We start from the raw sequence: 14,482 nt of genomic DNA, 5'->3' as shown, positions 1-14,482 counted from the left end.
AAATTATCCAGTTTCGTAGAGTGTCTTACTAACGCCACCCTACAGGTTGGATATTTTATTATAAGTCCCTAATAACTCCTAACTCCCGTACAGACGCGATTAATCCTCTACTTCTTAACTCCTGTACAGACGCGGTTAATCGCGTCTGTACTTCTCACTTCTAACTTTATTTATGAATCAAGTGGCAACTAACTTCAAAGCTAGACGCCCAAATTCTCGTTCTGGCGATCGCCGCCAAGGACGTAAAAAGGCCAGGGCAAGTAAGAAATGGCTGTATTTAAGAGCAATTAGAGATGCTTTTGTCAAGCTCAACCCTAAATATGCAATCAAAAATCCAGTGATATTTGTGGTTTGGGTAGGGACAATCATCATCCTATTGCTAACAATTGATCCCAACCTGTTTGGCCCAGCCCTTCAAAAGAACCCGCAACTTTTCAACGGCTTGTTATCGGGGATTTTGTTCTTTACAGTTTGGTTTGCCAATTTTGCCGAAGCAGTGGCAGAAGGGCGGGGTAAAGCCCAAGCTGATGCCTTGCGGTTAACGAAATCAGAGACGATCGCGAAAAAACTTGCTCCTGATGGCGCCCTTAGCGAAGTTTCATCCACTAGCCTCAAACAGGGTGATACCATCTACGTCGTTGCTGGTGATATCATCCCCGCCGATGGTGAAGTAATTATGGGTGTTGCCTCAGTGGATGAATCGGCAATTACAGGGGAATCCGCACCAGTATTAAAAGAATCAGGTTCCGATGTTGCCAGTTCTATCACTGGTGGGACGCGGATTATCTCAGATGAGCTAATTATTCGCATCACATCCGATCCAGGCAAAGGCTTTATTGACCGGATGATTGCCTTGGTAGAAGGGGCAGAACGCAGTAAAACGCCCAATGAAATTGCTCTGACAGTATTGCTAGCAGTTCTCAGCTTAGTATTTTTGTTAGTCGTGGTAACTCTGCCTGCACTTGCTTACTATGTCAACAGTCCGGTCAGTATCCCAATTTTAATTGCTCTATTAGTAGCATTAATTCCTACAACCATTGGCGGCTTACTAAGTACCATTGGCATTGCTGGTATGGATCGAGTTGCCCGATTTAACGTCATTGCGACTTCAGGACGAGCAGTCGAAGCCTGTGGTGATATCAACACTCTAGTTCTTGATAAGACAGGTACAATTACCCTTGGCAACCGTTTGGCCGAAGAGTTTATTCCCATCAACGGTCATTCAATGTCAGAAATTGCTAATGTTGCCTGGGCGGCTAGTGTCTTTGACGATACACCAGAAGGTAAATCCATTGTCCGACTTGCAGAAAAGTTGGTAGCACGGTTTGATTTTGACCCCAACCAGGCAGAAGGAGTTAGTTTTTCCGCCAAAACACGGATGAGTGGCACTAACTTACCTGGTGGGTATGAGGCTAGAAAGGGAGCAGTAGAAGCCATTAAAGGATTTGTGCGTTCCCGCAACGGACGTGATACACCAGAATTAAATGCTGTCTACGAACGAGTTTCTCGCCTGGGAGGCACACCCCTAGCAGTCAGCCTAGATAACGAAATTTACGGAATTATTTATCTCAAAGATATAGTTAAACCTGGTATCCGCGATCGCTTTGAGCAACTGCGACGCATGGGAGTCCATAGTATCATGCTAACTGGAGACAACCGAATTACAACTTCGGTCATTGCCAAAGAGGTAGGCGTGGATGACTTCATTGCCGAAGCCACACCAGAGGACAAAATTAACGTCATTAAAAAGGAACAGGCCGCAGGCAAACTGGTTGCCATGACAGGAGATGGAACTAATGATGCTCCAGCATTAGCCCAAGCTAACGTCGGCGTTGCCATGAATACGGGGACGCAAGCTGCCAAAGAAGCCGCCAACATGGTCGATTTGGACTCCGATCCCACAAAGCTGATCGATATCATTAGCATTGGTAAACAATTGTTGATTACTCGCGGGGCATTGATGACATTTTCCATCGCTAATGATATTGCTAAATACTTTGCAATTATCCCAGTGATATTTGTCGCTGCTAACCTGCAAAGCCTAAATATTATGAATTTGACTAGCCCGAAATCTGCTGTACTATCAGCGCTGATTTATAATGCTTTGATTATTCCCGCTTTGATTCCCTTGGCATTAAAGGGTGTGCGATTTAGACCGTTGACTGCTAATCAGCTACTCCAACGCAATATCTTAATTTACGGCTTAGGTGGGGTGATTGCACCGTTTATTGCTATTAAGTTGATCGATATACTGATTACAGTTATAGGTTTGGCTTAGAGGATGTTTGAAAAGTCTAATTTATTACTCACCGGGCGACTGGAAGTCGCGCACAAACCTAAACCCACCTTTCCTACGGAACGCCAAGGGCGAATGTGGGTTAAAAACCCTTGATTTTATCTTAGTCCACCTCCGTGGACTAAGTTTTGTGTAGTACCGAATTCTATTGCCTAATATTTTTCAAACATCTTCTTAGGGAAACGAACGCATCTTGACTAAAGTAAAATAATAAACATTTTTACTTTTACCTGTTGAGAAAAGGAAAAAGAAGAATATGAATAAACGTCGTTTTAATTCAGCACCGCTTCGGCAACATCCTTTGTTTGCTTACAATAGCCTAAACAACACCTACCACTCGCTATTTTTATCCTGCTGTGTTTGAATGTGGTAGTTGCCCCAGTGTTTTATACTGTTGCTAACAGCATTTTTTAACTTCTTCCTGAGTGGGCAAAAGAATAAAAAATAAAAATAAAAAATAAAATTTTAGGAGCAATTGGAAAACTTATTATGGCTATTATTCGAGAAACCATCAGAGCAATTTTTATAACTCTAATGCTTTGGTTGTTGACTGCAATTATCTATCCCCTAATTATCCTTGTAGTGGGTCAAGTTTTTTTCCACTATCAAGCTAATGGCAGCATTATGCTGAATTTAAATAATGAACCAATTGGTTCAGCTTTGATAGGGCAGGTGTTCACATCTGAGCGATATTTCCATCCTCGTCCCAGTACTGTTAGATATAGCCAAGGAAAAAAAGCCAAGCCAACTGGCATATCTGGAGCCAGCAATCTCGCTGCTAGCAATCCAGAACTAATGAAGCGGATTCTAGAAGACGCAAATCAATTGCGAGACGAAAATCTTCAACCGATTGCTGATATAATTTATACATCTGGCTCTGGTTTAGATCCGCATATTTCCTTCAAAGCAGCACGGCAGCAATTAGCTCGGGTTGCTGGTGCGCGGAAAGTAAAAGAAGATGAGATCCTACGTTTAATTAACAAGTATACTGATGGCAGATTTTTATGGATTTTTGGCGAACCAGGAGTCAATGTTCTCCGATTGAATTATGCTCTTGACTTGCAAGATATTAATCGTCAGCAAAATCAGTAAGTGGGCATTGGGAATTGGGCATTGGGTAAAGCGCCGTTTTCAGATGAAATAGGATTGCGATAGAAACCAAGAATGAAATGTCAGATAATAATACTGGTTCGGCTGGCACTGTACCTTTAAATTCTGCAAGTTACTCGCTTTATCCGGCACGACGACGGGGTAAGCACAAAATATTTATTGGCATGGCTCCTGGAGTAGGCAAAACCTATCGGATGCTGGAAGAGGGACACGCACTCAAACATGAAGGAATTGATGTCATCGTTGGGCTTTTAGAAACCCACGGACGTAAAGAGACAGTTGAGAAGGCAGAGGGACTAGAGATTTTACCCCGTAAGCAATATCCGCAGGGTGAGTTGACACTAACGGATATGGATACAAATGCTATTTTAGAGCGATCGCCCCAATTAGTCTTAATCGATGAACTTGCCCATACCAATGTCCCTGGTTCCCTACGCGAAAAACGCTACGAAGATGTCGAAATAGTTTTGGCAGCAGGTATTGATGTCTACTCCACAATGAATGTACAACATTTGGAAAGTCTCAATGACTTAGTAGCTAGAATTACAGGTGTAGTAGTCCGTGAGCGAGTTCCTGACAGGATTCTGGATGAAGCAGATGAAATAGTGGTAATAGATGTCACGCCCGAAACGCTGCAAGAACGGTTATTAGAAGGCAAGATTTACGCACCAGAAAAAATCCAACAATCCCTCGATAATTTTTTCCAACGCCGTAACCTGATTGCTTTGCGGGAGTTAGCTTTGCGCGAAGTAGCAGACAATGTAGAAGGAAATGCGATCGCCTCTACTCCTAATGGGCAATTTTGTAATATTCACGAGCGAGTTTTGGTATGCGTATCCACCTATCCCAATTCAGTGCAACTGTTACGCCGGGGTGCAAGGCTGGCTAACTATATGAACGCCCCACTTTATACTTTATTCGTTGCCAATCCAGAGCGCTTCCTCACTAAAGAAGAAAGCTTACACATCCACACCTGTGAGAAACTCTGTAAAGAATTTGAAGGTACTTTTCTTCGTGTTACCAACAGTAACGTCGCTAATGCGATCGCTGAAGTCGCCGAGAAACATCGGATCACCCAGATTGTGATTGGTGAAAGTCAGCGATCGCGCTGGCTTATGTTTCTCAAAGGATCTTTGACGCAAAAATTGGTACGCTTACTCAAAAACATCGATTTGCATATCATTGCTAGCGAAAAAATGGTTTCACCCAAATAGGGCAGGAGGTAGGAAGCAGGGGGCAGAGGGCGGGAGGCAGTAAGTGGAAACATCTTGATGTCTGATTTTGAGTCCTGGACTTTGTACTTTATCTACTTGAAAACTGTTGTGTTACACTATTCCACTATTTTCGACTCTGGTTCTCTCAATACCAACTCAGACATCAAATCTGGCAAAAACGCTTTTTCCCCATCTTCGGGTGTCTCAGTTTGCTCCTGGGCAGCAGGTAGCCAATTGATAAATGGTAGAGGTAACAGAGTGCTGAGATTAGTAATTAGCACTAATAGCCAAAGTGATTCAAAGTTCGTGGCGGTGATCCCCAGCCAATAGGTGATTAATGCCCCAAATGCATGGGAAACCGTTCCTGCTGAATTAAAAACCGACATTAACAAGGCAAATAATGTCGCTTCCACTCCAGGGGGACAAAGCCTTGCTGCTAGCACCATCACTTGCATAAAGGTAATTTTACCCATTACAGTGAGAATAAGACTATCACCCAAACTAAACCAGTGGTCATCTATACCCAACAGTCTGTTTGTGTGAGTCACTAACAAGAGCATCGTCATCCCCAAAATTGACGAAATAACAGTACTCCAAGCAAAAATCACTCGAAAAGGGATGCTTTTGAGGAAACGTTGAAAAATCCAAACGCCTACTAAAGAAGCGAAACTTGTTACCAAGTGTACCCGCCCCAAAAATTCTGGTTCAAAGTGTAGTTCGTTGGTAGAGAAGTAGAAAAAGGCCGAGTCAGCATTTGGGGTAGCTTGCCAGATGAAGACGAATGCCGTTGGTAGCCAAATTGTTTTTTGGGTAATGGCTTGGCGTAGCTGCCCCAGTTGATGTTTGATGGGTAGGGGGCTTGTCTGATTACTATCTTGAGAATCTTTCCGAATGGGTGACTCAGCAATTAACCAAGCTACCCCTGAAACGATGAGAGGAAAGAAAGCGGTAATCCCAAAAACGGTACGGGTAGTAAAGTATTGAAGTAGCAGACCGCTAAAGTATGCTGTAATTAAACCTCCGATCGCAGAAGCACCCCAACATAGAGATTGTAATGAACCGGCTTTTGCTTGCGATTCGCCTCTGGCACGTTCTACAACCAGCGAGTCAACTATGACATCACTCATAGCAACGGAAAGAGAACTAAGAGCGATCGCTAAGGTAGCTGCCCAGCTAGTATGAACTATTGTGGCCAGACTTATCCAAGAAGCAGTTCCCAATATCCCAGATAAAATCAAGTAAGGACGCCGACGATAGCCAAATATAGGCAAACCATCAGAGATAAAACCAAACACTGGTTTGATCATCCAAGGTAGGAAAACAATTCCCAATAGTGCCGACACCTGGACTGGACTTAGCAGCAGTTCATCTTTGAGGAAAAAGCTCACGGCTAGACGCGATAGCCCTAAAATTCCTTGGACAAAGTAAACGGTGAGAATTGCAATTAACTCTGCATTGGGTTCATTACCCAAGAAGATTTTTTGTCTTAGTGAGTCTTTGACCTTGGACAAGCCAGATGATTGAAGCACCATTCGATAAATATTTTTTAAATTTTATCTACTTTTCTATCATATCGATTCTTAAGACTTGGGTTTTAGGATCAGTTCTATGCCAAGTTAAGCTTTTAGCCAATATCTCCAAGCAGAAGGCAATTTAAGTATTGTAGAGTTGGCTGCTCATAAAATAAATCGCCAAACAATTAGGGCGAGTTTACCTAAGTAAGCTCGCCCTAACTTGTATTTAATGTTGACTTTTCGCTGGAACTTCTGAAATCTTGCCTACGGCACGCTACGTGAAGTGGAGCCTGGGAGTAAGGCATAAAGAAAATCAGGCAAATCTTACTGAGCTAGAGTTGGTATCTTTAATAAAATTGCTTGAAAGCAGTGCTATTAAAGTGGCGTAGGCGTAGCCGCCGCAGGTATCGCTTGAGAGTGACATTCCCTTAACTTTCATCAGAAGCACAGAAGATGCTTAATGTAAGCTAGAAATTGCGTTACTTGCAAGCCACTAGACTTAAGACAATTGCAAAACTGAGTTTTTCTTAGCTCGACGAGTCATAACTGAAGCAGCACCCACAAAACCAATCGCAAAAACTCCTAATACAGAAGAAGACTCAGGAACAGCTTGAGTAACTACATCTCCGGTGATACTCTTGTAGCTAGTGGCGACTGTGTGATTATCTGATTCAAAACCAGTTCCGCCAACATTGGTGAATTGAACCTGATCAAAAGTTCCGCCAACATCGTAGAAGTTGATGAACGCATAGGGTTCTCCAGAATTTTGATTTTTGAATGCCGCATTAGGATTACTGTAGTAGCTGGCTTTATTTGGTAGCTTTGAGATATAACTAACCACATCAGCGGTGGTTAGAGATTGTACAACTTGACCTTGTGAAAGAAATGTAATTACGTTGTTAGCATCTCCCGCAGACCACCAAAGTCCAAAGTAACTTTGTGGGGTTGTCAAATTGAGGGTGGAAACCTTCTGACCATTACCCGATCTATTTGTATCTACATCAAAATACTTGCCTGTTCCACCAGCACCACCATATTGGTCTGCATTTTCGACCAGAGTATTGCTATAGCTACCAATCTTTGTTTGTCCCTCTTTCCATTCAAATCCTGTTCCTTTATAACCTTGTGCTTCTGAATCAAAAGTGTCTACATGGGCATTAACAAGATTTGATAAATTTGCATTTTGTACGCCTGCGTTTTCTATTGAGACCGCAAAAGACGCAGCCGTTGCAGGACGGGTAATAGTAGCTAAAGACAAAACTACACCAGAAGCGATCGCAGACTTAATTAGAAGATTTTTCATTTGATAATCCTTATTTTGTTTTTTAATCTCTTGTGTTCATAGCCTCATTGTGCAGTGTGCTTACAGATTCCAACATCAGAGGGATTACTACTTTTTCGATTTGACTATATCCAGACAAAAATCCAGGTTCTTGGACTTTATTTAGAGGATAATTACTGATCTTATGTTCTGTAATATCTATAGCTTTATATAGAAAATGCGAAGTCATCAGTGCTAAATTGTAAACAAGCTTCATTTATAGAACTTGCCATTTTGTGATTCGCAGGCAGTTTATATTTTTAGGGTTCTGATCAAGAAGGCATGAGGCATTGTGCGCTGCCAAACCATTGAAAATCAGTACTTATCCCTTGGCTGAATAGTTTTTCAACCTCAAAGGTTAAGATTACCTCGGTTCTTCTTTCAGGTAATTACATAACCTGCATTTGCTGTGTGATTAACTTCACAATCTTGTTATGGCAACCGATTGCATCAATTTTCACAATACATCTAGATAGTTCTAAGACATTTCATAACTCTGGAATTGCTCTAATTTCAAAATTCTTCTTTTTAGTTCAAGCGAACTACAATGTTCTTTGACAGGTAGCTGTAGGCTGCCTCTCACCTTTTTCCTCATTATTCGTCTTTCTCCAGTCAACTATGCCGCCTGAGTTCTTTTGACATGGGTAGTAGCATGAATTAAACTACCTCTTGCAATCAACAAAAGAATCTCGATCCATGCATCCGACTGAAGAAGTTGCTGTTCCTACTCGCGTTATTGGTTTAATTAGTGGCACATCCGTAGATGGCATAGATGCTGTGTTAGTAGATATTTCCGGTACAGAATCGGATCTCAAAGTTGAGTTGCTAGCTGGGGCAACATATCCTTATCCAGCTGAACTCAGAGAAAGAATATTGGCAGTTGGTGCAGGCCTTGCCATCTCAATGGCAGAATTAGCAGAAATAGATGATGCGATCGCCATTGTCTTTGCTCAAGCTGCCCAAAATATTCAACTTGGTCATCAGCCAGCTACTCTCATTGGTTCCCACGGTCAGACAGTTTATCATCGACCACCCAAAGAAGGAGCAGGGGAGGAGGGGAGTTACGGGCTAAACCTTAGCTATCCGCTAACAGCACTTAGCACTCCCTTGGGTTACAGTCTGCAACTAGGGCGCGGTGCATTAATTGCCCGTCTTACAGCTATTACAACTGTGAGCAACTTCCGTGTTGCTGATATCGCTATTGGTGGTCATGGTGCGCCTCTCGTGCCCAGAGTCGATGCTTATTTACTCAGTCATCCTCAGGAAGGGCGTTGCATTCAAAACATTGGTGGGATTGGCAATGTTGCTTATATTCCGCCTCGGCATGGTGACTGGCTCTCAAAAATTCGCGCTTGGGATACTGGCCCAGGAAATAGTCTGTTGGATCTTGCGGTGGAGCATTTAAGCGCTGGTGCTAAAACTTATGATGAAGACGGCAATTGGGCAGCAAGTGGTACTCCTTGCGATGCATTGGTAGAACAATGGTTAAGCCAAGACTATTTTCATCTACCACCGCCTAAATCCACTGGTCGAGAGTTATTTGGTATAACTTATCTGCATCAGTGTTTAAAAGATGCCCAAGCATACAAACTTAATGCTGCTGATGTACTGGCAACTCTCACGGAACTCACAGCGGCTTCAATTGTTCATAGTTACCACACTTTTTTGCCGGAAATGCCACAACGGCTACTATTATGTGGTGGTGGTAGTCGCAATCTTTATCTCAAACAAAGATTACAGTTGTTGATGACATCAATACCAGTCTGGACTACAGATGAAGTCGGCTTGAGTGCAGATTTTAAAGAAGCGATCGCTTTCGCAGTTTTAGCCTACTGGCGAAATTTGGGCATTCCTGGCAACCTACCTACTGCCACTGGGGCACCTCAAGAAGTGCTTTTGGGAGAAATTCAGCAAGGTCAGTCTTAAGTGCTGTTAGCTGATAGCTAAGGTTTAGCCCGTACTGAATGGGAAAGTAGGAAAAGAATTTCTAACTTTTAACTCCTAACTCCTAACTCTTAACTCTTAACTCAGCACTGCTATAACTGTAGTCTTGGCGGCACTCGATCGAGACAGGATATATAAAAGGTGGCTCATACTTTTTTATTAGAACCAGGACGCTGGGCAATGCAAGGAAATTGGCTGGAACGTAATGGTATACCAATCAGCGTTAAGGGTATGACCTTGGTAGCTTGGCATCGAGATAACTGGTTCACCATGGCCACAAAATTAATATTCCCAGGTAGCGATCGCTCCGAAATCTCTTTACAATACAAGGGGCGGCTCCATGAAGGAGAGCGTCAATATACTTTTTTACTACAACATAATATTTTGGGTCAGGTTGAAGGCGAAGGCTGGATTGGTTTAGATACTATTGTGCAGCGTTACTGGGTACTAGGCGATCGTCATCGTCGTAGTGGCTTTGAAACCCTACACCGGATTTCGGAAGATACATATTACCTCAGTAGTGGCATTTTGGCTGGTCATTGTTTAACTAACACAATGGAAGCTAGTCTAGAGCGTCAATCAAGTTAAGGGCAAGGCTACCTCACTGCTCTACATCTAGTCCAGAAGCTTTCCGTTACATATTTTGAATATCGTTTTGCTACCCTTTCAGGAGTGCTGAGTGCGATTATTACTTTTTTTACTCTAAGCCGAGTTACTCAGCACTGTTTCGGTGAACGCTTAGGAGAAAACCTTGGCAATTTGCTCAATTTATTCTTAGAACTGCTGAAAATATGTTTGTATAAGATTAACTATAGAGTTGCGATCGTAATGTTTTATAGCAGCAGCACGAGCTTGATTTCCTAGCTCTTCGCAAAGAAAATTATTTCTAAATAACTCTAGACAAGCTTGGGCAAAATCTTCAGGCTGATCTCGAAGCATATATTCTTTCCCATCTATTATTTCCAGTCCTTCTGCTCCAACACTAGTTGAAACAATTGGTTTTCCATACGCTGCTGCTTCGATGATTTTAAGTCGAGTACCACCTCCAGATAAGATTGGACAACAAACGACGCGAATTTGGTCATAAAGAGCATTTATATCTGTGACAAAGCCTGTAAATTCAACTCCAGGAATATTGTCATTGTAAGTACGAATATTATCAGGACTCTTGCCAGCAATAATTAAACGTGCTTCTGGCTGCTGTTGATAAATAAGCGGCCAAATCTTCTCTATCAAGAAATTAGCACCAATAACATTATTAGGCGATTGGTCATAATTTCCTAAAAACAGCAAATTTTGGTTACTAGGAAGCGAACTTTTTGCCGTTGGGATAGTTACAGCATTTGCTACTGTTTTAACCTGAGAATCATTAAATTTTTCCAAAACATATTTACGGTCGATCTCAGAACAGACAAATGTTAAGTCTGAAATTGCAACAGCACGAGAAAGTAGTAATTCTTTATAAAGAGTCTGAAAAAAGAAAATAGGAAGTGATTTAATATTCTCCCAATAATTCCCTAAATAAAGTAGCTTAGATGTCCATAGCCTCTTGTAATAATCAGTGTGGAAAATATCGTCAACATCGAAAAAAATCGTAGGAAAGTTATATTCAGTACCTAATGCTGGGAAAATTGACAGTAATCTACTAAAAAATATTATGTCAGGTTTTATTATTTGAAGTTTCTCTTGAAAAAATTTAGTATCTAAAGAGTTTTTGCTATAAAATAATCTTTTTTTATCATAAAAATTCAAAATTAAATCTATTGTTTTCCCTACTAAGTTACCTTTCATTACATACGGAAAAATATATAAACTAACCTTCTTATTGAATTGATTACTTAAATTTGTTTCTATCTCAGCAGTTTTTTCTAAGGTCAAATTTTCTTCCCCGTTACTAAGATAGTAAAGGATGTGGATCTCAGCAATTTCCTTGAGCGCATCGATAAATAGTTCTAGGCGTTTAAACCATCCATGTTTATCAGTTTTATTATCAGTTGGTAAGTGACACGTAACAATTAAAACTTTCATAATATTCGTCTCAAATAGTTTCTATGCAAAAAATATTTCTCTCTAAAACAAGCGTCTAAACTTGAATGAAAGTAAATATGTATTTTGCTAGTTTGGGTAATTCATTAAATATCCTAAGGCAAAGAAAAATTGATTTCTAGAAATATATAAAGTTTTTGATGAGGTTACTTTTATTTTCAATTGAAAAACAATTTTTCTACTTTGTCTTCACTTAACTAAAATATAACAAAAATAACATAAATTTGAATTTATACACAAAAATTTACATTTACCTGGGATTCTAACGCTCTTCTATGACTCTGGAGATACAATAATCCAAGCGATTAGAAATCGCGGCTACACAAACTCTCGTCCGCCTGCGCGGACTAACGCCAAAATAGGGTTTCAAATTTAATCTGACGAGAGTAATAAAAGAGCGCTACGAAGCTAGAGAAAATCAGCAGCCGATGGTCTATAATACGCTTGTATTATATCTATGATGAGTTGTAAGCGAGAGTAAAATCCTTCATCAGAATTCAAGAAAATGATATTGGTCAACCTGCTTACTTCGTTTCAGCTATTCAAGGTTAAATAAACCTCCTTAACCCGAACCCCTGAGTGCTGTACATGTATAGCAGGGCGTTGAGCTAGTGTTGAGTACAAATACCAGTCCTCAGTCCCTATTCCCAGTCATTCTTTTATCCCAGGCTTTTGAAATTCGTTTCATCGGGACTGCCTTTCTTCGGTAAAAAAACGAAACGAGCCGCTATGGATAACAATTATATGATTCAGCTTCTAAATTATTGTTTGATTAGCAGCACATTAGATTTTTCTGATTCCTTATGTCAAGCCTGATTGAGATACTCTTACCCTTCATTATGCAATGGGTAATAAATCAGCTTTTGATATGTCTGATAACCTACAAGTAAACAGAAATTCTTACTTAAATAACGTTTAGGCTTTATTGATATTCAAAAATTTGCACTCACGACTCAGTTATCAGAACTTTGTGGTAAGCGCAGTACTCCCTAACTCAGGTTTTTGCTAGATCCTAGAGTTATCTATTTCGTCAAAATTGGGCAAACTAAAATTACATCACAATTAAAGTGCAAATGGTACAAAGCGTCATTAGAAATATACCCTTTCTGCTTGTTTGATTTAGTCTCTTGCACCAGTTGTGATAACCATCTTGGTTCCAAACTGGTAGAGCGTGGTTCAAATCCTCTTTTAGGGGATTTAAAAAGCTAGTACAGCACTGCCTAAATAAAGCGACGATTGGAAATCGCACAAAAGCTTATCCTATAAGCTCTTTGCTCTCCGACTTCTGCCTTGCAGTACGAGCCTAGAAAGTCATTTATGGACACAATAATTCAGATATCAGTTTGAATGCACTTTTCCTCCCAAACACTTACAACCTGCTTTTGGAGTCGAATTTTCTATGTCAGACCCTAACATTGGTCGCTTACTCAGCAAACGCTACCAACTCCAGGAGTTAATCGGTACTGGAGCAATGGGTCGGGTTTATCGTGCTAAAGATACTTTATTGGGAGGTGTACCCGTTGCAGTTAAGTTTCTCGCTTTATCAATCCAAAATGAAAAGATGCGATTGCAAGACCGCTTTGAGCGAGAAGCAAAAACCTGTGCTTTACTAGGGCAAAAAAGCATCCATATTGTCCGAGTTATGGACTATGGCGTAGATGACAATAATACCCCGTTTTACGTCATGGAATACTTACAAGGACAAAGCCTAAACAATATTATTCGCAAGGAACGACTGCCTTTAGCAAGATTCCTGAGCATGGCGCGTCAAATCAGCCTGGGATTACAGTGCGCGCATGATGGTATCCCGGTTGAGGGTAATATTTGCCCAATTATCCATCGCGATGTCAAGCCAAGTAATATGCTGGTGATTCAAGATCCCAGTTTCGGGGAATTGGTCAAGGTTCTAGATTTTGGCATTGCTAAATTATTACAGTCCGATGGCGACCATACAAAATTCTATTTGGGGACATTGGCTTATTCTTCTCCCGAACAAATGGAGGGTAAGGAGTTAGACAACCGTGCTGATATTTATAGTTTGGGCGTCATGATGTTTGAGATGCTCACAGGCAAAATGCCACTGGTGGCACCAACTCACTCTTTTGGAGCATGGTATAAAACACATCACTATCAAAAACCACGTTCTTTTGCTGAGGTCGCGCCTGGATTAGAACTACCAAGAGAACTCGAAAATTTAGTGATGAGCTGTCTCGCTAAGGTAGCACGCGATCGCCCCCAAAGTATCAATGAAATCCTCAAAGTTCTAGCATCTCTAGAAAAGCCTGAGCATACACGCAAAGTTAAACAAGACGGCTATGCCCTAGTTCCTACTACTATAGTTAGTCCTGAGCTTGAACAAAAGACAAAAGCCGATTTGCGGGTATCCTGGTCAAACGATGAAATCTCTCGTGCCATTTCCTGGCCCCCCAATAAACCAATTGCCGATATTGTCTTTCCCCAGGCCATTCATATCAGTGGAGAGGCTTTACCAGCTTTATGGGTGATGCTACCGCAGGAGGAAATTCAAAAACGCTTACTCTGTACCCGCTATAACCAATTTCTGTTCATCTCTATTCCCCATCCCATGCTGCTATGGATTACTGTCATCTACAACCGTAAGCATGGCGCTAAATGGTTGCCTTATTACCTCGATCTCAAAAGCAGTCTTGGTCAAGAAATTGTCCGGTTACTACAGCACACGGGTTACTACCGCTTGTTATTCTTTGCACGAGAAACACCAAATCGCTGTACCCATATCTTACTTTCCAGCGTCGCTTCTGCCCAGCGCCAACGGCTGCAAGAGTGGGTCGCAATGAGTAACACGCTGGTGTCTTCTGCCGACCCGCAAATCAGTAAAAGTTTACTAAAAAGTGAGTACGAAAAAATTAAGCCTCAAATTATCACAAAACTGGAAAGTATTGACACAGATTCCCCATACGATCTTTGCAGCTAGGAATAATTTTTTAATGTTACTAAGGGCTGTTCACTACCGAAATGTAAACTTTTATAAACAAAGTATATATAAAGATGTAAGTTC

The 14,482-nt window shown here is 41.2% G+C and carries 9 protein-coding genes; 6 read left to right on the top strand and 3 right to left on the bottom strand.

Features of this window, described 5'->3' with window-relative positions; all coding sequences use genetic code 11:
• The first annotated feature begins 172 nt into the window (after positions 1–172).
• From kdpB to HWQ39_RS32135, 3 genes are all read left to right on the top strand, one after another.
• A complete protein-coding gene (gene kdpB, locus HWQ39_RS32145; RefSeq protein WP_292853991.1) occupies positions 173–2,278 on the top strand; it encodes a potassium-transporting ATPase subunit KdpB in 2,106 nt (701 codons plus the stop codon).
• Positions 2,279–2,785: 507 nt separating this feature from the next.
• Entirely contained in the window at positions 2,786–3,388 is a 603-nt protein-coding gene (gene kdpC / locus HWQ39_RS32140; RefSeq protein WP_292853990.1) for a K(+)-transporting ATPase subunit C, read from the top strand.
• Positions 3,389–3,465: 77 nt separating this feature from the next.
• Complete coding sequence (locus HWQ39_RS32135) at positions 3,466–4,620, top strand: universal stress protein (protein WP_292853989.1); 1,155 nt, start codon at positions 3,466–3,468, stop codon at positions 4,618–4,620.
• A 116-nt stretch (positions 4,621–4,736) separates the two neighbouring features.
• Here the strand turns inward: HWQ39_RS32135 and HWQ39_RS32130 are convergent, their stop codons facing one another.
• Entirely contained in the window at positions 4,737–6,152 is a 1,416-nt protein-coding gene (locus HWQ39_RS32130) for a folate/biopterin family MFS transporter (protein ID WP_292853988.1), read from the bottom strand.
• A gap of 481 nt (positions 6,153–6,633) precedes the next feature.
• A complete protein-coding gene (locus tag HWQ39_RS32125; RefSeq protein ID WP_292853987.1) occupies positions 6,634–7,437 on the bottom strand; it encodes a hypothetical protein in 804 nt (267 codons plus the stop codon).
• A 714-nt stretch (positions 7,438–8,151) separates the two neighbouring features.
• Between HWQ39_RS32125 and HWQ39_RS32120 the strand changes: the two genes are divergently transcribed.
• Positions 8,152–9,381: an anhydro-N-acetylmuramic acid kinase gene (locus HWQ39_RS32120; protein ID WP_292853986.1), complete on the top strand. Its 1,230-nt coding sequence runs from the start codon at positions 8,152–8,154 to the stop codon at positions 9,379–9,381.
• A 159-nt stretch (positions 9,382–9,540) separates the two neighbouring features.
• The gene (locus tag HWQ39_RS32115) at positions 9,541–9,987 is read left to right on the top strand and encodes a hypothetical protein (RefSeq protein WP_292853985.1); all 447 of its coding nucleotides are present in this window, start codon (positions 9,541–9,543) and stop codon (positions 9,985–9,987) included.
• A 186-nt stretch (positions 9,988–10,173) separates the two neighbouring features.
• On the opposite strand, the gene HWQ39_RS32110 is transcribed toward HWQ39_RS32115, so the two are convergent.
• Positions 10,174–11,427 (bottom strand): glycosyltransferase, encoded by a 1,254-nt coding sequence (locus HWQ39_RS32110; RefSeq protein ID WP_292853984.1) that lies wholly within the window; start codon positions 11,425–11,427, stop codon positions 10,174–10,176.
• A 1,417-nt stretch (positions 11,428–12,844) separates the two neighbouring features.
• On the opposite strand from HWQ39_RS32110, the gene HWQ39_RS32105 reads away from it, so the two are divergent.
• Positions 12,845–14,398, top strand: coding sequence for a serine/threonine-protein kinase (locus tag HWQ39_RS32105; protein WP_292853983.1), 1,554 nt, complete (start codon positions 12,845–12,847; stop codon positions 14,396–14,398).
• Positions 14,399–14,482: the final 84 nt, after the last annotated feature.

This window comes from Nostoc sp. NMS8 (assembly GCF_017115045.1).
Taxonomy (GTDB): Bacteria; Cyanobacteriota; Cyanobacteriia; order Cyanobacteriales; family Nostocaceae; genus Nostoc.
This window is presented reverse-complemented; position numbering and strand designations above follow the sequence as displayed.

Coding starts and splice junctions, on each gene's coding strand:
- kdpB (WP_292853991.1), top strand. CDS start 173: ATGAATCAAGTGGCAACTAACTTCAAAGCTAGACGCCCAAATTCTCGT.
- kdpC (WP_292853990.1), top strand. CDS start 2,786: ATGGCTATTATTCGAGAAACCATCAGAGCAATTTTTATAACTCTAATG.
- HWQ39_RS32135 (WP_292853989.1), top strand. CDS start 3,466: ATGTCAGATAATAATACTGGTTCGGCTGGCACTGTACCTTTAAATTCT.
- HWQ39_RS32130 (WP_292853988.1), bottom strand. CDS start 6,152: ATGGTGCTTCAATCATCTGGCTTGTCCAAGGTCAAAGACTCACTAAGA.
- HWQ39_RS32125 (WP_292853987.1), bottom strand. CDS start 7,437: ATGAAAAATCTTCTAATTAAGTCTGCGATCGCTTCTGGTGTAGTTTTG.
- HWQ39_RS32120 (WP_292853986.1), top strand. CDS start 8,152: ATGCATCCGACTGAAGAAGTTGCTGTTCCTACTCGCGTTATTGGTTTA.
- HWQ39_RS32110 (WP_292853984.1), bottom strand. CDS start 11,427: ATGAAAGTTTTAATTGTTACGTGTCACTTACCAACTGATAATAAAACT.
- HWQ39_RS32105 (WP_292853983.1), top strand. CDS start 12,845: ATGTCAGACCCTAACATTGGTCGCTTACTCAGCAAACGCTACCAACTC.